At 48.6% G+C, this 22,871-nt stretch carries 21 protein-coding genes and 2 tRNA genes; 13 read left to right on the top strand and 10 right to left on the bottom strand.

What is annotated here, in order from left to right; genetic code table 11:
- The 3 genes from thrA to thrC all read left to right on the top strand — a co-directional run.
- Positions 1-2,423, top strand: a 2,423-nt coding sequence (gene thrA / locus ABWO75_RS09520) for a bifunctional aspartate kinase/homoserine dehydrogenase I (protein WP_353184916.1), incomplete at its 5' end; no start/stop codon positions are given.
- Positions 2,424-2,478: 55 nt separating this feature from the next.
- Positions 2,479-3,432 (top strand): homoserine kinase, encoded by a 954-nt coding sequence (locus ABWO75_RS09515; protein ID WP_353184918.1) that lies wholly within the window; start codon positions 2,479-2,481, stop codon positions 3,430-3,432.
- A 29-nt stretch (positions 3,433-3,461) separates the two neighbouring features.
- Positions 3,462-4,775, top strand: coding sequence for a threonine synthase (thrC, locus tag ABWO75_RS09510; RefSeq protein ID WP_353184914.1), 1,314 nt, complete (start codon positions 3,462-3,464; stop codon positions 4,773-4,775).
- Between the two features lies 1 nt (position 4,776).
- Here thrC and ABWO75_RS09505 read toward each other — a convergent pair whose 3' ends face one another.
- Complete coding sequence (locus tag ABWO75_RS09505) at positions 4,777-5,418, bottom strand: ABC transporter substrate-binding protein (protein WP_353184912.1); 642 nt, start codon at positions 5,416-5,418, stop codon at positions 4,777-4,779.
- Positions 5,419-5,463: 45 nt separating this feature from the next.
- Positions 5,464-5,640 (bottom strand): hypothetical protein, encoded by a 177-nt coding sequence (locus tag ABWO75_RS09500; protein WP_257658273.1) that lies wholly within the window; start codon positions 5,638-5,640, stop codon positions 5,464-5,466.
- Between the two features lie 222 nt (positions 5,641-5,862).
- Between ABWO75_RS09500 and ABWO75_RS09495 the strand changes: the two genes are divergently transcribed.
- Both ABWO75_RS09495 and ABWO75_RS09490 read left to right on the top strand, forming a co-directional pair.
- Positions 5,863-6,876 (top strand): sensor histidine kinase, encoded by a 1,014-nt coding sequence (locus tag ABWO75_RS09495; RefSeq protein ID WP_353184910.1) that lies wholly within the window; start codon positions 5,863-5,865, stop codon positions 6,874-6,876.
- A gap of 16 nt (positions 6,877-6,892) precedes the next feature.
- Positions 6,893-7,615, top strand: coding sequence for a LytR/AlgR family response regulator transcription factor (locus ABWO75_RS09490; protein ID WP_353184908.1), 723 nt, complete (start codon positions 6,893-6,895; stop codon positions 7,613-7,615).
- On the opposite strand, the gene ABWO75_RS09485 is transcribed toward ABWO75_RS09490, so the two are convergent.
- Positions 7,612-9,429, bottom strand: a complete 1,818-nt coding sequence (locus tag ABWO75_RS09485; protein ID WP_353184906.1) for a DUF4153 domain-containing protein — start codon at positions 9,427-9,429, stop codon at positions 7,612-7,614. The genes ABWO75_RS09490 and ABWO75_RS09485 overlap by 4 nt on opposite strands.
- Positions 9,430-9,619: 190 nt before the next feature.
- On the opposite strand from ABWO75_RS09485, the gene ABWO75_RS09480 reads away from it, so the two are divergent.
- Positions 9,620-11,260, top strand: coding sequence for an alpha-L-fucosidase (locus ABWO75_RS09480; protein WP_353184904.1), 1,641 nt, complete (start codon positions 9,620-9,622; stop codon positions 11,258-11,260).
- Between the two features lie 135 nt (positions 11,261-11,395).
- On the opposite strand, the gene ABWO75_RS09475 is transcribed toward ABWO75_RS09480, so the two are convergent.
- Complete coding sequence (locus ABWO75_RS09475) at positions 11,396-12,508, bottom strand: FG-GAP repeat domain-containing protein (RefSeq protein WP_353184902.1); 1,113 nt, start codon at positions 12,506-12,508, stop codon at positions 11,396-11,398.
- Between the two features lie 139 nt (positions 12,509-12,647).
- Positions 12,648-12,721: transfer RNA gene (locus ABWO75_RS09470), tRNA-Pro, on the bottom strand.
- 272 nt (positions 12,722-12,993) lie between these two features.
- Between ABWO75_RS09470 and ABWO75_RS09465 the strand changes: the two genes are divergently transcribed.
- Entirely contained in the window at positions 12,994-13,860 is an 867-nt protein-coding gene (locus tag ABWO75_RS09465) for an AraC family transcriptional regulator (RefSeq protein ID WP_353184900.1), read from the top strand.
- Between the two features lie 29 nt (positions 13,861-13,889).
- Here ABWO75_RS09465 and ABWO75_RS09460 read toward each other — a convergent pair whose 3' ends face one another.
- Positions 13,890-14,297 (bottom strand): hypothetical protein, encoded by a 408-nt coding sequence (locus tag ABWO75_RS09460; RefSeq protein ID WP_353184898.1) that lies wholly within the window; start codon positions 14,295-14,297, stop codon positions 13,890-13,892.
- A gap of 205 nt (positions 14,298-14,502) precedes the next feature.
- Between ABWO75_RS09460 and ABWO75_RS09455 the strand changes: the two genes are divergently transcribed.
- Positions 14,503-16,080 carry a beta-N-acetylhexosaminidase gene (locus ABWO75_RS09455; RefSeq protein ID WP_353184896.1) on the top strand — a complete coding sequence of 526 codons (1,578 nt, stop codon included), beginning with the start codon at positions 14,503-14,505 and terminating at the stop codon, positions 16,078-16,080.
- 40 nt (positions 16,081-16,120) lie between these two features.
- On the opposite strand, the gene ABWO75_RS09450 is transcribed toward ABWO75_RS09455, so the two are convergent.
- Positions 16,121-16,303, bottom strand: a complete 183-nt coding sequence (locus ABWO75_RS09450; RefSeq protein ID WP_353184894.1) for a hypothetical protein — start codon at positions 16,301-16,303, stop codon at positions 16,121-16,123.
- A gap of 6 nt (positions 16,304-16,309) precedes the next feature.
- Here ABWO75_RS09450 and ABWO75_RS09445 point away from each other — a divergent pair, with 6 nt between their 5' ends.
- Together ABWO75_RS09445 and ABWO75_RS09440 are read left to right on the top strand one after the other, a co-directional pair.
- Positions 16,310-17,050, top strand: coding sequence for a hypothetical protein (locus ABWO75_RS09445; RefSeq protein ID WP_353184892.1), 741 nt, complete (start codon positions 16,310-16,312; stop codon positions 17,048-17,050).
- A gap of 188 nt (positions 17,051-17,238) precedes the next feature.
- Positions 17,239-18,471: an MFS transporter gene (locus ABWO75_RS09440; RefSeq protein ID WP_353184890.1), complete on the top strand. Its 1,233-nt coding sequence runs from the start codon at positions 17,239-17,241 to the stop codon at positions 18,469-18,471.
- Between the two features lie 16 nt (positions 18,472-18,487).
- Here the strand turns inward: ABWO75_RS09440 and ABWO75_RS09435 are convergent, their stop codons facing one another.
- Together ABWO75_RS09435 and ABWO75_RS09430 are read right to left on the bottom strand one after the other, a co-directional pair.
- On the bottom strand, positions 18,488-19,354 hold the full coding sequence (locus ABWO75_RS09435; protein ID WP_353184888.1) for an NmrA family NAD(P)-binding protein: 867 nt from the start codon (positions 19,352-19,354) through the stop codon (positions 18,488-18,490).
- A gap of 153 nt (positions 19,355-19,507) precedes the next feature.
- A tRNA-Pro gene (locus ABWO75_RS09430) sits at positions 19,508-19,581 on the bottom strand.
- Between the two features lie 306 nt (positions 19,582-19,887).
- Here ABWO75_RS09430 and ABWO75_RS09425 point away from each other — a divergent pair.
- From ABWO75_RS09425 to ABWO75_RS09415, 3 genes are all read left to right on the top strand, one after another.
- Positions 19,888-20,919, top strand: a complete 1,032-nt coding sequence (locus ABWO75_RS09425) for a hypothetical protein (protein ID WP_353184886.1) — start codon at positions 19,888-19,890, stop codon at positions 20,917-20,919.
- A gap of 3 nt (positions 20,920-20,922) precedes the next feature.
- Positions 20,923-21,228, top strand: coding sequence for a YbaB/EbfC family nucleoid-associated protein (locus ABWO75_RS09420; RefSeq protein ID WP_353184884.1), 306 nt, complete (start codon positions 20,923-20,925; stop codon positions 21,226-21,228).
- A gap of 119 nt (positions 21,229-21,347) precedes the next feature.
- Positions 21,348-22,031 (top strand): metal-dependent hydrolase, encoded by a 684-nt coding sequence (locus ABWO75_RS09415; protein WP_353184882.1) that lies wholly within the window; start codon positions 21,348-21,350, stop codon positions 22,029-22,031.
- Between the two features lie 22 nt (positions 22,032-22,053).
- On the opposite strand, the gene ABWO75_RS09410 is transcribed toward ABWO75_RS09415, so the two are convergent.
- The coding region (locus ABWO75_RS09410; protein WP_353184880.1) for an N-acetylglucosamine kinase at positions 22,054-22,871 on the bottom strand (818 nt) is incomplete at its 5' end.

Below are 22,871 nucleotides of genomic sequence, written 5' to 3'. Positions count from 1 at the left end.
CATCCGTAGGCTCCGTGGACAGTATCAGGGCGGTGCTCGAAATTATTAAAAAATCCCAAGCTGCTAATGAGCGGCCGGTGGTTGTGCTTTCTGCCATGGGCGGAATAACCAACTTACTGACCAAACTTGCGGAGGAGGCTGCAGAAGGTATTGATTTTACAGCGGGCCTATCCGAAATGGAAGCGCGGCACTTTGCGGTGGTAAAGCAATTGATTGCCGTAAAACACCAAAATCCGGTATTTACCAAGCTGAAACTGTACTTGAACGAACTGGAGGATCTGTTGCAAAGTATTCTCAGTCTCCGCGAACTCAGTCCGCAGAGCCGCGACCTGATTTTAAGTTACGGAGAACGATCATCGGCCTTTCTGGTCAGTAAAATTGCCGAACAGTATTTCCCGGAGGCCTGCTTCGTGGACGCGACGGAATTAATCTATACGGATAGCCATTTCGGAAGCGCACAGGTAAACCAGCCGCTTTCGGAACAGCGGATCCGGTCGTTTGTTTCCGAAAATAGCGATCGGCTGCTTTTTGTCACTGGTTTCATCGCGTCCAATGAAAAGGGCAGGGTGACCACCCTGGGCCGGGGCGGCAGTGACTATACTGCGGCCATCATCGGTGCTGCGTTAGCGGCTGAATCCATTGAAATATGGACGGATGTGGACGGCATGCTTACCGCCGATCCACGGATCGTAAAGAAGGCTTTTTCCCTGCCGCTGCTTTCGTATACTGAAGCCATGGAACTTTCCTATTTCGGCGCAAAGGTAATTTATCCTCCTACGATGATTCCGGCATTTTTAAAGAAAATCCCCATAGTAATCCGGAATACATTCAATCCCGATTTTGCGGGGACAGCAATCCAGCATGAAAGCGGTGTGACCGAATTACCCATAAAGGGTATCTCGTCGATTTCCGATATCAGCATAATTAACCTGAGCGGTGGGGGTATGATTGGCAAGGCGGGATTCAGCGGCAGGTTGTTTACGTTGCTGGCCAGAGAGCAGATTAATGTCGTGCTTATTACCCAGTCATCGTCGGAACATAGCATCACGTTTGCTGTCCATCCGGGAGAAGCACTGCGCGCGAAACGGCTCATCGAAAATGAATTTGAACTGGAATTGCAGGCCAACAAGTTGCTTGAGCCCGAAATTGAAAATCAGTTGTCTGTATTGGCGATCGTGGGTGAAAACATGAAACAGACCCCCGGCATGGCAGGCAAGCTTTTCCATGCGTTGGGCCGGAACGGTATCAATGTACGGGCGATTGCACAGGGGTCTTCGGAATACAATATCTCCGTAATCATCGCGAAGGCCGATCTTTCCAAGGCGCTGAATGCGGTTCACGACGCGTTCTTCGCCCAGCTCAACAAAACGCTCCACGTATTTAATGTCGGCACGGGTAATATCGGTTCCACGCTATTTAAGCAAATACAATCCCAACACGACTTCCTGCTGAATCACAACGATATCGAGATTAAAGTGGTGGGCATCAGCAATTCCCGGAAAATGCTATTCAATAGCGAGGGAATTGCGCTGGAAACGTGGGAAGAACAGCTCGCGGAATCCGGGGAGCAGGCTGACCTGCCGGCTTTTGTGGAGCGGATGAAACGCATGAACCTCCCGAACTGCGTGTTTATTGATAATACAGCCAGTGAATTGCCCATACCGCATTATGAGTCAATATTTAATGCTAATATCTCGATTGTTACCTGCAATAAAATTGCCAACTCCGGTAAGTATAGCCAATATAAGCAGCTAAAAGACGCCGCCCGCAGGCATGGTGTGGATTTCTTTTACGAAACCAATGTGGGGGCGGGGCTGCCGATCGTACGGGTACAGAAAGACCTGATGTTGAGCGGCGACCGTATTACACGTATTGAGGCCATTCTTTCGGGCACCATATCGTATATTTTCAATAATTTTACCGGAGATGCTTCTTTCCACGATGTGGTTAAGGCAGCGCAGGAAAAAGGATATACCGAGCCTGACCCAAGGGAAGATCTGCGCGGAACGGACTTTATGCGTAAAATGCTTATCCTGGCGCGGGATGCCGGCTATCCCTTGGAGGCAGCAGATGTGGATCTCGGCGGAATTTTGCCGGAAGCCTGTCTTCAGGCAGCTTCGGTCGCTGATTTTTACCGGGAATTGAAAGCTGCTGATGCGCATTTTAATGCACTCAAAGACCAGGCGCAGCGCGAAAACAAAGTCCTTCGCTATATCGGAAAAATGGAAGAGGGGAAAGTCGCCATTGCCCTGGAAATGGTGGGAGAAGACCATCCGTTTTTTACCTTGTCGGGAAGCGACAATATCATTTCATTTACCACGGAACGTTATAAGGAGCGACCCTTAGTCGTAAAAGGACCGGGGGCAGGTGCTGAGGTTACTGCAGCAGGTGTATTTGCCGACCTGGTTAACGTAGGGGCGTGATACAACCGTTATCGTATACCCAATGACTAAAATAATAAATACAACCGAAGAAAAGATGGCAGGAACTGATTCCGGAGAAAAAGAACTGGTGCATGTATTTGCCCCCGCTACGGTAGCTAATATCGTTTGCGGTTTTGACGTGCTTGGATTTGCATTGGACGAACCCGGCGACGAGGTCATTATGCGTCGGGTAGACCAACCAGGGGTACAACTCATCCAGGTTACCGGCGATGAAGGCAGATTACCCCGTGAGACAGGAAAAAATACCGTTAGCGCCTGTGTCCAGATGCTGCTGAAGTACATTGGACGGGAAGACGTAGGCGTAACGATTGAATTACACAAACACATGCCGATCGGCAGTGGCCTGGGATCCAGCGCCGCCAGCACCGTTGCAGGGCTTTTTGCTATCAATGCATTGCTGGGTAATCCGTTAACCCGTATGGAGCTGTTACCCTTCGCAATTCAGGGCGAAGCGCTTGCCTGCGGCCATGGACATGCAGACAACGTGGCACCGGGCCTGCTGGGAGGCATTACGCTCATCAAAGGATATGAACCGTTGGATGTGGTAGCGATTCCCGCACCGCCGGCATTACACGCTGCTGTCGTATTTCCCCATGTGGATGTGCCGACCCGTGATGCCCGTCAGATGATCCGGTCAAAAGTGGCATTAAAAGACGCAGTAATACAGTGGGGTAATATTGCAGGCCTGGTTGCCGGATTGTTTACGAACGATTATGATTTGATCGGCCGTAGCATGCAAGACGTGCTGATCGAACCTACGCGGGCGATTTTAATACCGGAATTCTATGAGATGCGCGGACTGGCGCTCGATAGCGGTGCGTTGGGATTTGGTATTTCGGGTTCAGGCCCATCCGTATTTGCCTTCGCGCAAAGCAGGGAAACAGCCGGTGATATTGTCCGGGTTATTCAATCGCATTTAACGCAGCACGGGATTGAGAGCAACGGCTATGTGTCCGGAATCAATGCCAACGGGCCGAGGGAGCTTTAGTCGGGTAATTTGTTATACGTAAAATAAATATGGAATTATACAGTACCAATAACCGAGACCTCCGCGTTTCCTTCCAGGAGGCGGTATTTAATAGCTTGCCGGCCGATAAAGGCCTATATATGCCGACGGAAATTCCGCAGCTAAGCGGGCATTTCATTGCAAACCTGCAACAATATTCGTTACCTGAAATTGCCTTTGAGGTAGCCCGGAAATTAATCGGTAATGCCATACCCGAAGCTGATTTAAAGGGCATCATAGACGAGGCGATAAACTTCGATGCCCCGGTGAAACTGCTGAACAGTGAAATTGCCGTATTGGAACTCTTCCATGGCCCCTCGCTGGCATTTAAGGATTTTGGTGCCCGTTTTATGAGCCGTGTAATGGCCTATTTCTCCGCCAATGACGGACAGACGCTGGACGTGCTGGTAGCCACCTCGGGTGATACCGGGGGAGCTGTCGCCCTGGGATTTCTGGGGGTCCCAGGTACGCGGGTTACGATTCTCTATCCCAAAGGCAAGGTAAGCCAGGTTCAGGAACTTCAGCTTACCACCAACGGACAGAATATACGTGCCGTGGAAGTAGACGGTACGTTTGACGACTGCCAGGCACTGGTTAAAGAGGCTTTCAACGATAAGGACCTGAACGAACGGTTTAATCTTACATCGGCTAATTCCATTAACATTGCCCGGTTGATCCCACAGACGTTTTATTACTTTTACGCCTATGCCCAGCTGAAATCGCAGGGTATAAGCGAAGTGGTGTTTTCGGTGCCCAGTGGGAATTTTGGAAATATCGGTGCCGGGGTACTGGCTTATAAGATGGGACTGCCGGTACGGCAGTTTATTGCCGCAACGAACGTGAATGATACCGTGCCGCGGTTTCTTCGGAGTGGTAGCTATGAGCCGCGCCCTTCTGTGCAGACATTGGCCAATGCCATGGATGTTGGCAATCCAAGCAACTGGGTACGTATTATGGACCTGTTTGGCGGAGACATTGAACAGGTACGGCAACAGGTTACCACCTATACCTATACCGATGCCGAGACGCAACAGGCGATCCAGACATTGTTTGAACAATATGGCTATGTTGCCTGCCCGCACACTGCCATCGCGTGGCTGGCCGCAACAGCCTATCGCGAACAGCATCCCGGGTCATATGCTACTGTCTTCCTATCCACAGCCCATCCGTGCAAATTCCCGGAAGTATTTGCTCCTGAAGTGGCCGGGCAGATTGTTATTCCCCAACAGGTAAAAGCATTGGAAGGCGGAAAGAAAGCGATTACCTCGTTGGGTGTCGATTTTGATGGATTCAAGCAATACCTGCTCGACAACGGAACGGTTTAGTTTAATTCAATCGGAACGGCATCCAGACGTCCGCATCTCGGCCAAAAATGAAATACAGGGGGTTGATAATCTCGGCTAAAATCTCGGCATCATCGGCAATCCCTGCACCCGGTTGTCGCAGGTACTGGCTGTGATGCACCAGGTAAATATTATTTTGCTTTACGGCATTTGTATCGGCCCAATAGCGCGTAGCCAATGCCGTCGGCAGCTCGTTTAATAAATCCGGTACTGGCCGATTGTTGATCAAAACAACAATGTCCGGATTAAAATGATCCTGATCCCAGTTGGTGTAACTGACCCCGCCGGCGATATCGATCAGGCCATCGAGGTATGCTCCCTGGGCCAGCATCACGGGTGAGATCTCCTGTAGGCAAAGCACGGTCGGCCGTTGTTCTCTGGGAATAAACTTCAGTTTATGGCGGATGATGTTGATCCGTTCCTCCAGGCCTTCAGCCAGGTGATCAGCTGCGTCCCCGGCTTCGAGTACCTTTCCGACGGTCCGGATCGCGGTATAAACTTCTTCAGGTGTTGTTGCATCCATTAGCTGGTCGTATTTCGCTGTTTCTTCAAGCAGCGAAATACATGCTTGATCAAGCGTCAGTGCTTCCAGTATGCTATGCAGGGATAAGCGTGCCTTTTGCATGGACGCAAAGGTAATGAAGTTAAGCGAAAAAGCCCCATCGGGTGCTTACCAGAACAACACACGGAATACATTTATTTCGGGTAACGAAATAAAAGAAGCATTCAGTTGGATGCGTTGTTCGATAAGTTCGCTTCCTGCAATTCCCGCCATAATCAATAAAGCAGCAAAAAAAGGAAGGGTAACCAGCAAAAAGGGAGATACATTGCCAATAAACTTTTTCATATCATATGCAAATTAAAGGTATGCCGTCACGTTTTCCAAATAAACATGACAAAGAAACGGATACTGGTTTCTGATGTAAAATCTTTTAGACCAATAGGCAGATTTTGTAGACTAATCCGTTGCTTTCCATTCGTCCGCCCGAATATCCGGTTGGCCGACACCTGCAGCCCGTTTGTCTATTGACCTAGGGGATATTGCGGCTGAGTGATATATTTGCAGTATATGCGCACGAACAAGGCCGCCCTAACTCATATCTTGATCTGGTTTTTCCTGATGCTCGTTTTGTTCTTTGTGAATGCAAGAGGACAAAATAAGGAAACGGCAGTTATTGTGTTCCTGTTCGGTGCCTTGAATATCGCCGTCTTTTATTTCCAGTATTTTTTGGTTAATCCGCTTTTTGTAGCGGACAGCAAATACGGACGGACAATCGCCTACATGGCGGCGGCGCTGATCGTCTCGGTCGCTATTAAATATGCACTTGCCCTGCAATACGAATCATTCATTCTCCGGTATGGTGATAATCATGACAAAGTCTTTACCCCCGTGCAGTACATCGTCGCGGCGGCAATCACCAGCCTATTCTTTATGATGTTAAGTACCGCGGTATATGTAATTATCGATAATTTCGTGCAGCGCCAGCACCGTAAAAACCTGGAAAATGAAAAACTCAATGCCGAACTGGCCTTTTTGAAATCACAGATTAACCCGCATTTTCTTTTTAATTCATTAAATAACATTTACTCGCTTGCGTACCAGAAATCCGATAAAGCACCCGAAGCAATTTTAAAGCTGTCCGAAATTATGCGGTACATGCTGTATGAAAGCAACGAGGATACCGTTCTCCTGGCAGCGGAAATCAATTACCTGTATAATTACATTGAATTACAGAAACTCCGGTTTAAGGAGAAAATATATGTTGCACTGGAAGTCGATGTTGATGACGCCGAGAATCACCGTATCATGCCCCTGCTGTTGATTTCCTTTTTGGAAAATGCATTTAAGCACGGGGTATCCACGGATGCGGAGAAGCCGATACGTATCGGGATCAGAGTGGCCGATGGACGGCTGCATTTTAAAGCCGGGAACGCCAAAAATCACTTGAACAAAGATCAAACGCGCGGCGTGGGGCTTCATAATCTGAAACGTAGGCTGCAACTGGGTTATCCCGACCGGCACACGATTCATATCGTCGAATCAGAAGATTACTATAGTAGTGAACTATTCCTATATTTATAGGACAAAAAAAGGAACCATGATCAGATGCATTGCCATTGACGACGAGCCGCTCGCGCTGGATATCATTGCCGACTACGTGGCCAAGATACCCGAGCTGTCGCTGGTTGCGAGTACCACCAACGCGATTGAAGCGTTGCCGCTGATACAGAACGGCGAAGTTGATCTCGTATTTCTGGACGTGCAGATGCCGGAGCTGACGGGTATCCAGCTGCTTAAGATCATCAATGGTCGATGTGATGTTATCCTGACAACCGCGTATCCGCAATATGCATTGGACGGGTACGAGTTGAACGTACTGGATTACCTATTGAAACCCATCGCATTTGACCGGTTTTACCGGTCAGTACAAAAGGCATTACATAACAGCCGGATAGTAAAGGCGCCGGAAACCCAGGTACCGCCAGTTCAGCACAGTGATGCAGTAGACTTTATTTTTGTTAAAACGGAGCATAAAATACAGCGGGTAGATTTGGATGATATCCTGTATATCGAGGGCCTGAAAGACTACATTTCCATTTATACGGCGGATGAGCGGATTGTCACATTACAGAACATGAAAAAAATGGAAGAAATCCTGCCGGCCAACCGCTTTATCCGCGTCCACCGTTCCTATATCGTTGCCCTGGATAAAATTGGAAGTATTGAGCGCGGGCGTATCTTTATGGGCGATAAAATTATCCCTGTCGGGGACACTTACCGGGACGCCTTTTTCAGGCATATTGGGGATAAGCACAGCTAACGTGTTTTGTGTCCGATCAGCAGTTGACCTTCGTAGTTTAACCGGCGTGGTTCATTTCCACTCATCGGGGAAAGATCACCATTAAGCTGATCCAGTACCAACCGCCAGCGGAACCGGGCTGAGGTGGCCTGGATTTGCAGCAGCTCCGGCGGGCATATGAAGTTCCGGTCGCCACTCGCTGCGGTATCCGGCATTAATGCCCCCGCTTTCACTTGCTGATAAAGGCTATCGGCAAGCGCTCCCAGATCAAATAACACACTGTCGCCGCCCACCGTTGCCCGGATTTTTCTTGTTTCGTCTATGATATGCACGTCCATAATCAGCTGCTGCAGGCGCACGGTGGTTTCACCGGGTTGATACGAAGTGATGCGGTAGCTGTAATCAAAATCCGACACGGATACCACCCCGGGAACAGCATGGCTGAAGTAATAGTAAGCGCCTTGCAGTGTTCCCCATTCAGGAGTGATTCCCAGCAAGGCAAACGCGGTATCGGTTTTATGGGTCTGTAGGGTGTATCGGTGTTCATTTACTGTTTCCCGTAGCTGGGCGTCCACCGCGGCCATATCGGTGTCGGTAAACGGCTGCAGTGCATCGAGGCCATGTGCACGTACAAGGTAGTTGATAATTGCCGTGCGTTCCACGGCGTCTGCAGTATCCGCTGCTGCATACCGCTTTGTCAACCGGTATTGCTGCGAACGCTCGGCAATGCTGCTCGCGCTCTGTGGCCCGAATGTTCCAAGTAGTGCGATCACGCATAAGCTCAGGGGAATCATGCGGATTTTTGGGTATTCCGACACGAGAAAATAGGTGGTAATGCCGGTTAGCCATATCCCGAGCGCAATGAGAATGTAGCGTTCCTCGGTTACCCCGTAATTTGCCACGCGTTTATAGATAGCCAGTGCCAGGAGCAGGATAAGCGGGATGAGCGTGATGTAAAAAAAACGCGTAAACAGTTGTACCCAGCGGCTTTTTTCACGGTCTTTAAGCGGCCAGACCAGGAGGAGTGCCAGCGTGCCAAAAACAGCATAACCTAAAATTAAACTGGCTACCACGCCTTTCGGCAGCTGCCAGCTCACGAGTATATTAAGCTCATAAATAAACAGGATGGCCAGGTAGACGGTCATCAATGGAATTAAAACATATTGCGCGAATATCCTGAGCCCTTTCGGGTAGTCCTGCTCATGGGCCGCCTGTTGCTGTGCCTGCGGTATGCCGGCAAGAAAAAAAAGGGTGTTGAAACCAATAATAATAAGGACAAAAAGCTGTTGATAAAGGTTGGAAGGAATCGAAAGATTAAACAGCTCCTGTATGCCATAAATCGCCAATGCGATGCCCGCGTATAAGGTTGCCGAGTAAAGCAGGGCAGTAAAAAAACGCAGAAACAGTGTTTTGTTGAACGTCCAGAACCGAAAGTCGTCATATTGTACAAAAAAAGGAGCAAAAGCCACCAGCTGGTGGCACGCAAAAATCAATAACCCAAAGCGGATGATATCGGTTTCGTAATAGCCTGGATCCAGTACGGCATATAATGCACCACAGCAGGCCAGCACCACAACCCGTAATACCCATTTACGCATGTTGCTGTATCCCTGTGATTCGGCTAACAAATCAACAGAGAGCCCTGATGTAAATAGGAGATTGCAGCTGACAAGCAGGGTCCAGAGCCTATTTTCCATTCCCTTATCCGTCACGTATTCACCCATGAGCAAATATGCCAGCACGGTTGCCCCAAGTGCGGCGATGGTGACCATCGGAAACCGTTTAAATACCCTAGTGGTATTTTCCAGCAGCTGGTTGAATGCAGGCAGTTTCATTGAATAGTTGTCATTGTGCAAATAAATGTACGGATATTCTGCCAATACGGTGCCATACCGTTGCTGCCGGCATCGGATTGATAAACAAGTTATTTGATTTTTTCGGCAATTCCGGTAGCTTTGATGCCGGCACTGCCCTTACCCAGTTACCGGGAGTATGCTTCATTTTCTGATACTACAACAAAAAACTATGGCACGTATTTTTTCATTTTTTCTCGTTCTACTGTCAGGCATTGCACTGGCACAAAATGATGTGGTAACCGATGCAGAATCCAGCGAATATAACCTAAATAAGCCGGAACGTGTCGAATGGTTCCGGAACACGGGCTCGGGATTATTCATCCATTTCAGCATGGATTCCCAACTCGGGATCGTAATCAGCCATGCGCTGGTCGGTGCCTCAAAAGACTTTGAAGACCGCTATTTTAATGAGCTGTACAAAACGTTTAACCCCTATCGTTTCGATCCCGAAGAGCTGGTGACATTGGCCAAACTCGCGGGGATGAAATATATCGTGTTTACCACGAAACATCATTCCGGATTTTGCATGTGGGATACGAAGACAACCGAATTTAAGATTACCAATACCCGGTACCAAAAAGATATCCTCCGGGAATATGTAGACGCCACCCGTGCAGCGGGTCTGGGTGTGGGATTTTATTTTTCACCGGAAGACTTCTGGTTTTTAAAGCAGCATAATATCCCGATCGACCGCCCCGTTCAGCCGCTGTCGCCCGAATTGGCTAAGGCCTATGACGATTATACGCGGCAGCAGTGTGAGGAGCTGATGACCAATTATGGAAAAATAGATGTTTTATTTATCGATGGCGACCCCAAAGCGGTGGTCAAAGAAACCAGCTGGCGACTGCAGCCGGATATCCTCATCACGCGGGGTGCGATGAAAACACCTGAGCAGGTACTCCCCGGTGCCCAAATCGATGAGCCGTGGCTGTCGTGCATTACCATGGGTACCGCCTGGCAGTACCAGCCTACGAACGAGCGTTATAAATCGGGCGGCCAGCTGCTGCAATTGCTCATTGAAGCACGCGCCAAAGGGGGATCTCTGCTGCTTAACGTAGGACCCAAACCCAATGGTGAACTGCCCATCGAACAGGAAAACCGGCTCCGTGAAATGGCCGCCTGGGATTTTATCAATCACGAAAGCATGGACAGCGTGCGCAGCTGGGTGGTCAGCCATGAACAGGATATATGGTTCACATCAAAGGATAACCGGAATACACTCTATGCAATTGTAACAAATGCGCAGGATTGGCGTGAAGGTACACGGAAATCGTTCACACTGCAGTCCGTTAAAGCAACGCCAAACACCCGCGTAAGCGTGCTTGGGCAAAACAGCCGGATCATCGAATACCGCGACGACGATATTAGCTGCCGCTACACACAAACGGCAGAAGGATTGGAGGTCTCCGTCGTTAAGGCGCAGCGTATTTACGACGATCATCGCTGGCCGAATCCCGTAGTGATCAAGCTGGAGCATATCGAACCGACTATTGCCCGGGCAGTCAAAGTGGAAACATTAGGCAGTGAACCTGCACAAGCCGGTGTCACGCTACACGGTGTAATCCATGATTACGACGGCAAGGTGCAGAAAGCCTATTTTTATGTCCGCCCGTTTGCCGGTCAGGTTGAAACTCTTTATGTAAGCCCATGGAAAAAGACAGCAGAAGCAACGGTTGATAAATCGGGTAATTTCAGTGTAACCAGTTCCGAATTGCAACCCGGTCAACGTTATGAATACAAAGCCGTAGCCATACAGTCGGGCCTGTCCGTGGAAGCCGACAGTAAAGTTTATCAGCGTCGGCAGCGATAATCCGGCGGGCAACTTTCTTGTTGTTTCAACCCATCGCTGCCAATGAGAAGACAATCAATGCCTGCAGATTAGTGTATTTCCGCAGGTTTTAAGTTTATTGTCAGGAAAATCCGGGAATGTGCCATATCGCGCCCGTTATTTTTGGCGAATCGTGTAATAATAGAGGTTCCACGCATCCGAATTGGCTTCAACAATATCTAATAACCCGTCGTTGTTCAAATCCCCGGCTTCCACATGATAGGTGTCGTCTTTTAGGTCTTCCCGCAGGTGCTGCATAGTGAATGTACCATCTCCATTTCCGATAAACACACGATTGACGGCTTCCACATTCCCTTCCACAATATCCAATATGCCATCCCGATTGAAATCACCCGCCGCGATTGAGTTGGTGGTTGCTGAGTCTCCAAATTCATCAAAATTGGCATATGTTAAGTTTTTGTCTCCGTAATAAATTCGGTTAGGTGCGCCTAGATAACCAGCTATCACATCTGGAAACCCATCGGTGTTGATGTCGGCTATGGTAATGGAGCGGCAATCTATTTCTTCATTGCCAAAGCCGATAATTTTTGCAAACTCCCCATGGCCGTTGTTTATGAAGATTTTATTTTTGCCTCCCCGCTCCGCAGTGACCACATCAGGATACCCGTCCCCGTTAAGGTCGACAGCGACCGCCTGTATGGTTTCGGCGCCTTGATCTCCAAAGTAAACACACTCACGATATATCCCGTTTCCATCATTGAGCCATATTTCATTTTGTGTTTTCCTGTTGGATATAATCAAATCGGGGTGCCCGTCATTGTTTAGGTCGGCTATTTCAACGTGGCGTGATGGAGATGCCTGTCCAAACTTTTGCTGCTTTTCAAAGGACATCGTGGTATCACCGAAATAAATCATGTTCGGAATCTTATCGTTTGCTAAGACGATATCCAAATAGCCGTCACCGTTTAAATCAGCTGCCTTTATACAGTATGATGCCTGAAGCAGGCTCCCCAATGGCTGTCCTGATTTAAAATTACCTGTACCATCATTAAAATAGATATAGCTTTGCTCAGCCCAATGTCTTCCGTTAGCGACCAATGCATCAAGATCCCCATCATGGTCAATGTCCGTCAAGGTAATCCATGCCGTTCTATTCGAAGAGGTACCGATGGATAACGCTCCATCGCCGTTTACAAAATCAATTTTTTGGCAGAAGCTGCTGAAATAGGTAAGCAATAGGATGTTTAGTGTTAGTAACTGCTTGAGCATTTTATCAAATTGGTTGTTAAAGATATAAAATATCTGCCTGTTATTTAAACCAAGTTACTGAATGACAGAAACGGTTTAATATGGTCACCCATCCCGCGGATTAGCCAATAAAAAAGCCAGCAACAGCTGGCTTGAAGAGTCGGGATGACAGGATTCGAACCTGCGGCCTCTTCGTCCCGAACGAAGCGCGCTACCGGGCTGCGCTACATCCCGAAATTTTAAAAAGTGTACAAAAATACAAATCGTCGGCAGTTTTGAAAATAGCAGGCCGTAATTTTCTGTAAAGATTAACGATATCCGGAACGAACTGGATAATCGGTCTTTTCCAGCCGTACACCCATTTATTTTCTTCCGTGGTTTTGGCCGCAGCGCCTTCATAATTACATACCGTTACCACGGATGGGGTAATCCGATATTATTTGTATGTAAAAGTCGAGTATCGGAAAAAAAGCAGTCGTAGTTTTGTGTAACTAAAAGAGAAATTAATGCTAAAGGAACTAAATCAGGTGATCGATTATATCGAAGATCATTTAACCGATGAAAACCTGTCCCTTGAACTAATTGCGGAACATGCCGGCGTATCCGACTATCATTTCAGAAAGGTGTTTTTCTACCTTTCCGGGCTAACACTGAGTGAATACATTAAGTACAGAAAGCTGTCGGAGGCGTATCAGGATTTGTTAAATGGGGAGAAGGTAACAGACATTGCCTTTAAATATGGTTATGAGTCCATTGAAGGTTTTGCCCGGGCATTTAAAAAATGGAGCGGTATGCTACCCTCCGAAGTAATCAAAAACAACGTAAATAAATCATTTCCCAAGCTTTCATTTATCATTACAGTCAAAGGAGGAAACACCATGGAATTTCGGATTGAAGACAAACCCGCATTTAATTTCGTCGGCGTAAGTAAACGCGTGCCGATGCAATTCGAGGGAATTAATAATGAGATAGTCCAACTTGCCAAAGGCATAACAGCCGAACAAAAGGACGCAATGCATGCCCTTCAAAATATACCCCCGCATGAAATTGTCAATGTTTCTTACGATGCGGATATGCGCTTCCAAAAAGAAGAGGGGGGGCTAACCCACTTGATAGGCGTATTAACGACCGAAAATCATATTGGCAACGGATTGGAAAAAATACCGGTGGAAGCCTGCTCCTGGGCAGTATTTCCAAATGAAGGTGTCTTCCCCGCTACCTTGCAGCAGACCATGGCAAAGGTGTATTCCGAATGGCTTCCCGCAGCCGATTACGAACTGGTTGATGCGCCCGTTTTTTCGTTTACGAAAATGGACCAACAGGTAGCAGGTTACGCTTATTGCGAAGTGTGGATCCCTGTCCGGAAAAAATAAGAACGTTGCCGACAGTGGTTCAGCCGGGATTATTCATCTACGATGACTTCATAGGTTAACGAAGAGAGATCAGCTGTTTTGCCGGGAGAAAGATCAATAATAACCGATTCTGAACTCACGGCATCTTTCAGTAGATCATCGGGCATCCCGCGCAGCGTATGATAAAGTGTGCCGTCGGTAGTCTTTACGGTCCACCGGATATCAAAAAAAACAGTTGTGCTTCCCTCATAGTCACGTCCGGAAACGTTCTTCACGTCATATCCGACATAAACATCCCCACCATAATAATCATCCTGTGTCGGATCGATGTTGACAATCTCAAAATCGGCGGGTTTAAACAGGGGGGTGCCGTCATCGGGGGTGGTGTCATCCTTGCCACAGCCAGCAACGGCTATCAAACAAACAACTAACCAGGGTGCGATTTTTTTCGTCTTCATTTTCTTATTATTTAATTTGCCTTTGAAAGGAAATCAATTCCTTAGTACACAAAGGTATCGGCAGTCTCTTTAAGCGTCAATACCGATCTTTAGGTAAAAAAAACTACCGATAATTAGGGTAGTTCTATTTTTTTCAAAGCACGCCTGATTTGCCTAACTTTACCTATATTGCCTGTGCAATTCCACCGGGTAAACCAGATAAAGGATGAATAAGTTAATGCACCGCGACGCACTATATAAAGGGTTATTGCCCCTGATACTTTGCCTTGCCCTCACTGTTTCGTTGGCTGGCCACGTGAGCGGTGCAGAACAAATGGGGGCCGGCTTTCAGGTGCGGGGCTTTCACCTCGACCTCCGCGTGCAGGTCATGAAAATGCCGGCGTTACGGGCGTTTGCACATCAGCTCAGCGAAAACGGAATCAATACGCTGATTATGGAATGGGAAGCCTCCTATCCCTACCAGCAGCATCAGGTGATCTCCAACAGGTATGCGTACAGCCGCGAGGAGGTAAAATCGTTTGTCGCTTATTGCGACTCATTGGGGATTGACGTGATACCGCTGCAACAGAGCTTTGGGCACGTGGAGTACATCCTCCGGCATTACCGATACCGCGATCTCCGGGAAGACCAGAAGGACTTTTCACAGGTAAATCCACTGAAAGAGGATTTGTGTAAAGCCCTGTTCACCGATCTCTACCGCGACCTGATCGAAACCCATACATCTGATTATATCCACATTGGCGGGGATGAAACCTACCTGTTGGGGCATTCGAAGGAATCACAGGAGAAAATTGCCAGGGTAGGCCGGGGGCGACTGTATGGTGACTACCTGAAAATGCTGTGTGAACTGGTGGTTTCCCTGGGTAAGCGCCCCATTGTCTGGGCCGACATTGCACTGAAATATCCCGATGCCTTCCGCGACCTGCCGAAGGAAACGGTGTTTGTGGACTGGAATTACGGCTGGCCATTAGACCGGTTCGGCGACCACCGGCAGCTCGTTGAAAGCGGCTATGAAGTCTGGGGAGCGCCGTCGATCCGCAGTCACCCCGACAATTATTTTCTGGCCGATTGGAATAAGCACTTCTTAAATATTCAGTCGTTTGTCCCCCAGGCAAGGGAGCTGGGATACAAGGGCATCGTAATGACCTCCTGGTCTACCTCGGGTATATACTCTCCGGTCTTTGAATCGTCTTCGGATATCATCGACCTGCCCGCCATCCGGCGTGTCTATCCGCTTACCGGATTCAATTTGTTGGTGGCGGCTTATTTTGAAAGCCTCCGGTCTGCAGATGCGTTGGATATTAATAAATTTGTCCATACCTATACCCGGGAGACTTATGGATTTGATGACGCCGCGGCGGATGTCTTTTGGCGGGCATTGACTATGACGCCCTACGAAGTTACACAGGGACGTGTAAGTCACCCCGGAATGACGGTGTCGGCGTTACGGGATAGCGCCATGCTCGCGTCAAACCTGTTCAGGCAGCTGAAGCCGTCAAAAAACCAGGATGAGTTTGCACATTACCTGCTGATGAGTGACATCCGGACATTTTACCTTGAGTGTATGGCGGTAGAATACCAGCTGAACCTGCCCGACCTTGGTGGTGCCACACCCGGCGAACTGGCTGATCGCCTGCGCCGGCTCCATCCGGAGGAACTGGATAAGCGGTTTATCGATCTGCAAAAACATGCGTTTTATCTTTCAGAACTTAATCTCGAAAATGAGTTGCGGAATGCACGCTTAAAATCGCTGCTGGCAAAATTGGAAAAAGTAACGGATTAGCTATTGAGGTATTAGTATGTTCAGCAAATCAGGATTTTGGCTATTTCTCCTCGGGATGGGCATATGCGTATCCTGCAGGACGGTTAAGGATGCAAGCATCCGCGAATCGCTCTACCGAAGCAACTGCAATCAGCGAAATGTATACGATTACACCAAGGACGAACTTCCAGTACCGCTGCATGAACAGGAAATCTCCGGTGCGCTTTCCGGGCGATTTAGTCATAACACATTGAATATTGCGAATGCAATAGGTATTCTGCAGCTGATGGAGCGCTATGCGGAATTGAAATCCCGGAAAGACAATCATACGGTTGCCAACCGGCTTGAAATCCTGGAGATCAAACAGGAAATGGACAACCGCGTCAATACCATGTCCATCGAAATTTCGGCGGTATCCTCGGAGATGGATTGCGAGGAGGAACGCACCAGTCAGGTTGCTAATTACCTCTCCGGTATACAGGATGAACGGGAGTCAAAATTGACGAAAGGCGCCATCGTCGTCGGGGCGCTCGGCGCCATATTGACAGGAGGTGTCATTCCGGATGACCGAACGAGTAATATCGTGGGCGTCACATCAGGGGTAGGCGAGGCCAGCCTGGGCCTGATGATGCTCTTTAACAAAGAATCAGTCACCTTCCAGCATCAGCGGAATGCCCTGAAAGACGTATGGTACGGTACGGAGGTCTCTACCATTTTCCCCCCGGCAATTTGGTACTACTTGAATTATCACGACCCCGAAAGCGCCGACCAAAAATCCCTGCGTCAGCAGATTATCGAAAAATGGACTTCACTCGGCCAGATTGAAACGGATGCCGATGACTCCCTTGTCGAATTGTATTTCGGGGAAGGCGGCGTATATTCAAGTGAAGAACTAAATAACCGGGCGGATATGTACGACCAGCTGGAGTCGAACATCAACCTCATGAAACAGGACCTGAATGCGCTTGCTTTTGCACTCGGTAAAATCTGATCCTTCCCCTGTCGCTTTTTTCGGGTAAAACGAGTGCCCCCGGGCAGTAAAAACAGCATCCATTGTTCCATACGCATGGTCGTTGTGGCCTTTTGCTGACAGAGCCGGTTTATAGGCTGCCTATTGACTTAAAACCCACACTAATCTTGTTTTTTAGGCGTATTTTTGCCGTCCCTTTAGTACGAATCATGATAAAGAAAACCGTATTTACTGCTTATGAAGCACTTTTGATCACCATGCTTACCATCCTGCAATTTTGTATTGTCCTGGATTTTGCAGTGATGGCGCCTCTGGGGGCCCAGCTGATGCGGGAGTTACAGATTTCATCGAGGGAGTTCAGCATATTGGTTTCTTCCTATGCATTCAGCGCGGGTATTTCCGGTATTTTATTAAGCGGGATAGCCGATAAGTTTGACCGCAAAAAGATGCTGATTGTTATTTTAGTCGGATTTATTGTAGGGACATTTCTTTGCGGAATAGCCCCGGGCTATCATTTCCTTATCGTAGCGAGAATTGTGGCCGGGTTTTTTGGAGGTGTTTTATCTGCTATTTCGTTTGCCATCATTACGGATGTTTTTGCATTTGAGGTAAGGGGCAGGGTGATGAGTTTTGTGCAGATGGCATTTGCGGGCAGCCAGGTGCTTGGCATCCCGATCGGTCTGTATTTTGCAAGTACCGTAGGCTGGCATGTTCCTTTTTACATTATCGTGGGTATTGCCATTATTGCGTTACTCATTATCCTGAAATACATACGGCCTGTTAACAATCACCTGAATAACGGAGATAACCCCGGTGTCCTGAAAAGGTTCTCCAGCATCTTAACGAACCGGAATTATTTAGCCGCTTTTGCTACCACATTCTTCCTGGCAACAGGCGGGTTCCTGATCATGCCTTTTGCCAGTCCCTTTCTGGTAAATAATATCGGAATAGATGAAATAGACCTGACCCTTATATTTTTTGTGACGGGCTTAGCGACACTGGTTTTTTCACCCATTTTTGGTTGGATGAGCGATAAGTACGGAAAATTCAATTTATTTGCCCTTGGCAGTACACTGGCCAGTGTAATGATCTATTTATTTACGCAGCTGGAAACAGCCTCCTTGGGCTATGTGATCCTGATTAATACCATACTGGCTGTTTTTGTCTCCTCAAGAATAATCACGTCATCTGCATTATTGACGGCAATTCCTGCAAAAGAGGAGCGGGGCGCATTTATGAACATTAATTCTTCCATTCAGCAACTGTCCGGGGGTGTGGCTACGTATTTAGGTGGTATGATGCTGATTCAAAATGACATGGGTGGATTCGAGAACTTTGAGACCCTGGGTTGGGCTACCATAGCGGCAATGGCGTTAAGCATCGTATTGATGTTTAATATTCATCAGATCGTGCAGAAGAAGCTGAAGCGGCAGACGGCTTAAGAACGGAGTCCAAGGCTCAAAAGCGCTCCCGATAATCCTTCGCAAAATCTTCAATAGTCCGGGCCGGACGGCCCAATATTTCGTTTACGCTTGTTGAAACACGCTCCGTGGGACCTCCGGCTTTTTGATAAGCTGCCAGTGCAAGGTACGAGTCGATCATCTCGGTATTGATCCCCTGCTTCTCCATACGGTCGCGCATCTCCTCCATAGACAGCGATTGATACACGACTTCCCTGCCTGTTGCTTTTGAAATTGCCTGGGCAAGTGATTCATACCCTACCGCAACGTCGCCCGTAAGTACATATTTTTGGCCCGCGTGTTTTTCCGGATGCAGCAATGCCTCGGCCGCAACGGCCGCAATATCGCGGGCGTCGATAAAGGGTACCTTGCCTGCTCCAATCGCCGCATAAATCGCGCCTGCTGACCTGACCGTGTCAGCTACTTCTCCAAGCCAGTTCTGCATAAATACATGGGGCCGCAATATGGTCCACGACATGCCGGATTTTTCCAGTGCCTGCTCCGCCAACCAATGTTCGTGCGCCAGGGGCGACTGCGTGTGGGGGGAGGCGCCGAGCGCGGATAGTTTGACCACGTGTTTTATGCCAAGTCTTTCCGCAGCGTGGATCATCGCGATCTGCGTCCGGCCAAAGCCTGGTCCATTATCCGTTAATATAAATAGACGGTCAGTTCCAGCCAGCACTGCGTCCAGTACACGCCCGTCGCTCACATCGGCCTGCAACCACGTGACACCGGGAAGCGGTCGCGCGCGATCGAAATTTCTTAAAACAGCCCGCACGGAGCTTTTTGCGGCTGATAACAGATTTATCAGCTCATGGCCAATATTGCCTGTACTGCCGCTGACGGTAATGATCGCTTTTGACATAATTAGCATGTTTAAAATCCAATTGCAATAAGGTAGTGCTAATTATACAAATATCGTTATTTGGTTGTATTCAGCGTGGTGGAAGGGCTACCTATTACAAACAAAAAAATCGCAATAAACTCATTGTTAAGTTTATTGCGATTTAAAACACTGTCGGGATGGCGGGATTCGAACCCACGACCTCCAGCACCCCATGCTGGCGCGATACCTGGCTACGCTACATCCCGAAACATAAAAACAGCCGAAGCTGCGACTTTATCGGGGTGCAAATATAAAAATCGTTTGCCGCTTATACAAACAAATAATGCCGGGGGTATAAGGACATGTGTCATCGAGCAAATGCACCGCCAATCACGTCAGGGAAACAGTGACTGTAAAAATAATACCGGTAAATTCCCGTTTTATTTATTCGGTTACGGGAAGTTTTCTTTATCCGGCTGATTATTTTAGTTTTGTGCTGCAGTAATGGGAGCCGGGGGAATAGGGAAAACTTCCATACACATGAGATAACAGCTAAGAGAGGTTGCCGGCTTATGCAGGTGAAAAAATGGTTTATTTACTGGGTTTTTAATATCGCATGCTGGTCTGTCTGCTGCGCGTGCCTGGTGGGCTGCAGCAACGCCGGCGGAGGCGGGGAAGAGGCCGATCCGCGGAAACCGGATCTAGGTACGATCGTAGGAATTAATTTTTATGAGGTCAGGCGCGCCTTTGATTCGGGCCTGGCTTATGATACCATTGGTTTTGTACAGGAACCGGAATGGCACGTGAAGTTCACCCATAAAGATTCGGTACAGATCTACGTGCCCGGCAGTGATTCATCTTTCAATTTTGCAATTACCCACGACCATGATTCCTTCTTCCATTTTGCGCGGGAGAGCTGGAAGGTGGTCGACCTGCACCCCGACAGCATCATGCTCCAGCGACTGAGCCTGCGCCACCTGACCGTTGATAAAATAAGGTCCAATGTGTATATGCGGTTTTACTCGGATGCCTATATCCGGGAAAAACTGAAAACGACCGTGTCGGAACTGCGTAAACCCCGGCGCCAGGATACCCTGTTTGTGCAAACCCAGATCGCTAAGGCCAACCGGAATCCCGGAAATCCGGATAGCGCGTTTGCATCCAAACATTTTGCCCGGCTGGTCAGTAACAGTCCAATACTGGAAATCAGCCGGCAGGAGGTGGATACCGTTGAACAGATGGGCCGTTCATTAGCATACGGGTACCTTTATCCCGAATACGATATCGAAATCAATAAAGCCTATAAGGATTTTTACTATACATTCTCGGCGGTGGTGGATGCACAGGGTAAACTGCATCTCGGCGATTTTTTTGTGATGCCGGAATTTAAGGAATCCCGGGAAAAGGTACTTACGGGAATTGTAGAGGTGTATCTACAGCACCTGCTGGATGTAACGCCGGCGAGCACACTGGGCATCCCGCACGCCAGCGTAATTTACCTCCGGGTGCGGGGGCGAACGGGTACCGGAGAACAAACAAAAAATGCCGGAATCCGTTCATTGAATAAACAGGATTCCCGCGGGTTACAGCGAAAAAATACTTGAGTTATGTTCGATAAACTATTTGAAGCCCGTCAAAAGGCAGAAGAGATAAAAAAACGGCTTGACCAGATTACCGTGGTCGGCGAGGCCGAAGGGGGGCGCATTAAGGTGACCGCGACGGCCAATAAGGAAGTCACCCAAATTACAATAGACACCGCCTATTTTGACGGAGCCGATAAAGAGGAACTGGAAGAATTACTTGCTGTGGCAGTTAACCAGGCGATGCGCCAGGCTGATAATGTGAGCCAGGCTGAAATGCAGGCCGCTACCAAGGATATGCTCGGCGGGTTTGGTGGAATGTTCGGCCAGTAGCCTGCCTGCCGCGCCCGGAATAAAAGTCCGGGAATGCGATTGGGATACCTGGTCTTTACCCTCGGGCTACGCCGGCTGCCGAAGGTTTGCCGATTGTTGAAGATTAATACATACACAAAATGAAAGCTATTTATTACGGGCACTCCAGTGTCATGCTTGAATTGGGCGACAGCAGGGTGCTATTCGATCCGTTTATTACCCCCAACCCCCAGGCCAGTGGAGTTGACATCCATGGGCTGCAGCCTGACTATATCCTGTTGAGCCATGCGCATGAAGACCATGTGGCCGATGTGGCGGCGATACAGAAAAGCAGCCAGGCAACTGTCATGGCCGTGGTGGAAACTGCCATGTGGGTGAGCCGGCAGGATATCCCCGAGTCACACATTATCCAATTCAATTTCGGGGGCACGGTACAGACTGATTTCGGAAGTGTTAAAATGGTCTATGCCCTTCATACCAATGGTACGCCGGACGGCCAATACGGTGGTGTTCCCGCAGGCTATGTGCTTTCCAGCGGCGGCAGGAAAATTTACTTTGCCGGAGATACCGCCTTAACGCTCGAAATGAAGCTACTGGAACCCATGGGAATCGACTGGGCCTTTTTGCCCATTGGCGGACACTTTACGATGGACGTAACAGACGCGATTACAGCGGCAAAATTTATTGGCTGTAAAAAGATCATCGGCATACATTATAACACATTCCCGCCCATTGCCATCGACACCGCAGCGGCCATACAGCAGTTTGCAGATGCCGGCCTCCAGCTGCACCTGCCGGGTATCGGCGAGGCAGTGGCGCTTTAACACTGTCGGGTTACCGGCAGCGTTATTCCGATAGCCGGCTAATGTGGAATTGGACCAGGTCGTCTATCGGAGAGCGGATAATCCGGCCCAGTTGCATGTTGTACTGGTGTACCTTTTCTTCGAGGACGTTCCGGAAATTGTATCCGACCGACCCGATGCAATTGAATGAGTAATCCTGATAATTTGGGTATTTCGTAACCAGGTTTCGGAAAAAGTCGTCAAATGCGCCTTCCACGATGCCGCGGGAGTAAGCCATGTCAACGGTCACCTCGTAAACGAATTTGCTGAAGCTTGCGCAGAAACGGTTAGCCAGCGGTTTCGTATAAACGGCATCCATTACGTCGTCAGGCGTTAACTTAAACGTATCCCAGAAAACCTCCCGCACGGTTTCGGGCATTAAGCCGCGGATGTAATCGGTCAGCAGCTTTTTGCCAATATAACAGCCGCTGCCCTCATCGCCGAGGATATAGGCCGCGGAATCGATCTTGTGGATAATATCTTCCCCGTCATACAGACAGGTATTGGTGCCGGTGCCTAAAATGGCCGCAAAGCCAGCCTTATTAGCCAGGAGTGCCCGGGCCGCCGCCAGCAGGTCGTGGCTTACAAAGACCTTGGATTGGCTGAATACCTGCTTAAGCGCATCTTCCACGATATTTGCCTTTTCTTCGTTATGCACCCCCGCACCGTAATAGTTGACATCGGTGATCCGATCAAAGGGCATGTCTTGCGGCAATCCCTTTTTCAGGGAATTCACAATATAGGTACTGTCCACAAAAAAGGGATTATAGCCCTCGGTATTGAAATAAACCTTTTTTCCAGCATCATCCAGCAAACACCAAT

It is taken from the genome of Parapedobacter lycopersici (assembly GCF_040395035.1).
Lineage (GTDB): Bacteria > Bacteroidota > Bacteroidia > Sphingobacteriales > Sphingobacteriaceae > Parapedobacter > Parapedobacter lycopersici_A.
This window is presented reverse-complemented; position numbering and strand designations above follow the sequence as displayed.

Bases quoted from the DNA above. Each gene is read 5' to 3' on its own strand.
- ABWO75_RS09515 (WP_353184918.1), top strand. From the start codon at position 2,479: ATGGCAGGAACTGATTCCGGAGAAAAAGAACTGGTGCATGTATTTGCC.
- thrC (WP_353184914.1), top strand. From the start codon at position 3,462: ATGGAATTATACAGTACCAATAACCGAGACCTCCGCGTTTCCTTCCAG.
- ABWO75_RS09505 (WP_353184912.1), bottom strand. From the start codon at position 5,418: ATGCAAAAGGCACGCTTATCCCTGCATAGCATACTGGAAGCACTGACG.
- ABWO75_RS09500 (WP_257658273.1), bottom strand. From the start codon at position 5,640: ATGAAAAAGTTTATTGGCAATGTATCTCCCTTTTTGCTGGTTACCCTT.
- ABWO75_RS09495 (WP_353184910.1), top strand. From the start codon at position 5,863: ATGCGCACGAACAAGGCCGCCCTAACTCATATCTTGATCTGGTTTTTC.
- ABWO75_RS09490 (WP_353184908.1), top strand. From the start codon at position 6,893: ATGATCAGATGCATTGCCATTGACGACGAGCCGCTCGCGCTGGATATC.
- ABWO75_RS09485 (WP_353184906.1), bottom strand. From the start codon at position 9,429: ATGAAACTGCCTGCATTCAACCAGCTGCTGGAAAATACCACTAGGGTA.
- ABWO75_RS09480 (WP_353184904.1), top strand. From the start codon at position 9,620: ATGGCACGTATTTTTTCATTTTTTCTCGTTCTACTGTCAGGCATTGCA.
- ABWO75_RS09475 (WP_353184902.1), bottom strand. From the start codon at position 12,508: ATGCTCAAGCAGTTACTAACACTAAACATCCTATTGCTTACCTATTTC.
- ABWO75_RS09465 (WP_353184900.1), top strand. From the start codon at position 12,994: ATGCTAAAGGAACTAAATCAGGTGATCGATTATATCGAAGATCATTTA.
- ABWO75_RS09460 (WP_353184898.1), bottom strand. From the start codon at position 14,297: ATGAAGACGAAAAAAATCGCACCCTGGTTAGTTGTTTGTTTGATAGCC.
- ABWO75_RS09455 (WP_353184896.1), top strand. From the start codon at position 14,503: ATGAATAAGTTAATGCACCGCGACGCACTATATAAAGGGTTATTGCCC.
- ABWO75_RS09450 (WP_353184894.1), bottom strand. From the start codon at position 16,303: ATGACTAAATCGCCCGGAAAGCGCACCGGAGATTTCCTGTTCATGCAG.
- ABWO75_RS09440 (WP_353184890.1), top strand. From the start codon at position 17,239: ATGATAAAGAAAACCGTATTTACTGCTTATGAAGCACTTTTGATCACC.
- ABWO75_RS09435 (WP_353184888.1), bottom strand. From the start codon at position 19,354: ATGTCAAAAGCGATCATTACCGTCAGCGGCAGTACAGGCAATATTGGC.
- ABWO75_RS09425 (WP_353184886.1), top strand. From the start codon at position 19,888: ATGCAGGTGAAAAAATGGTTTATTTACTGGGTTTTTAATATCGCATGC.
- ABWO75_RS09420 (WP_353184884.1), top strand. From the start codon at position 20,923: ATGTTCGATAAACTATTTGAAGCCCGTCAAAAGGCAGAAGAGATAAAA.
- ABWO75_RS09415 (WP_353184882.1), top strand. From the start codon at position 21,348: ATGAAAGCTATTTATTACGGGCACTCCAGTGTCATGCTTGAATTGGGC.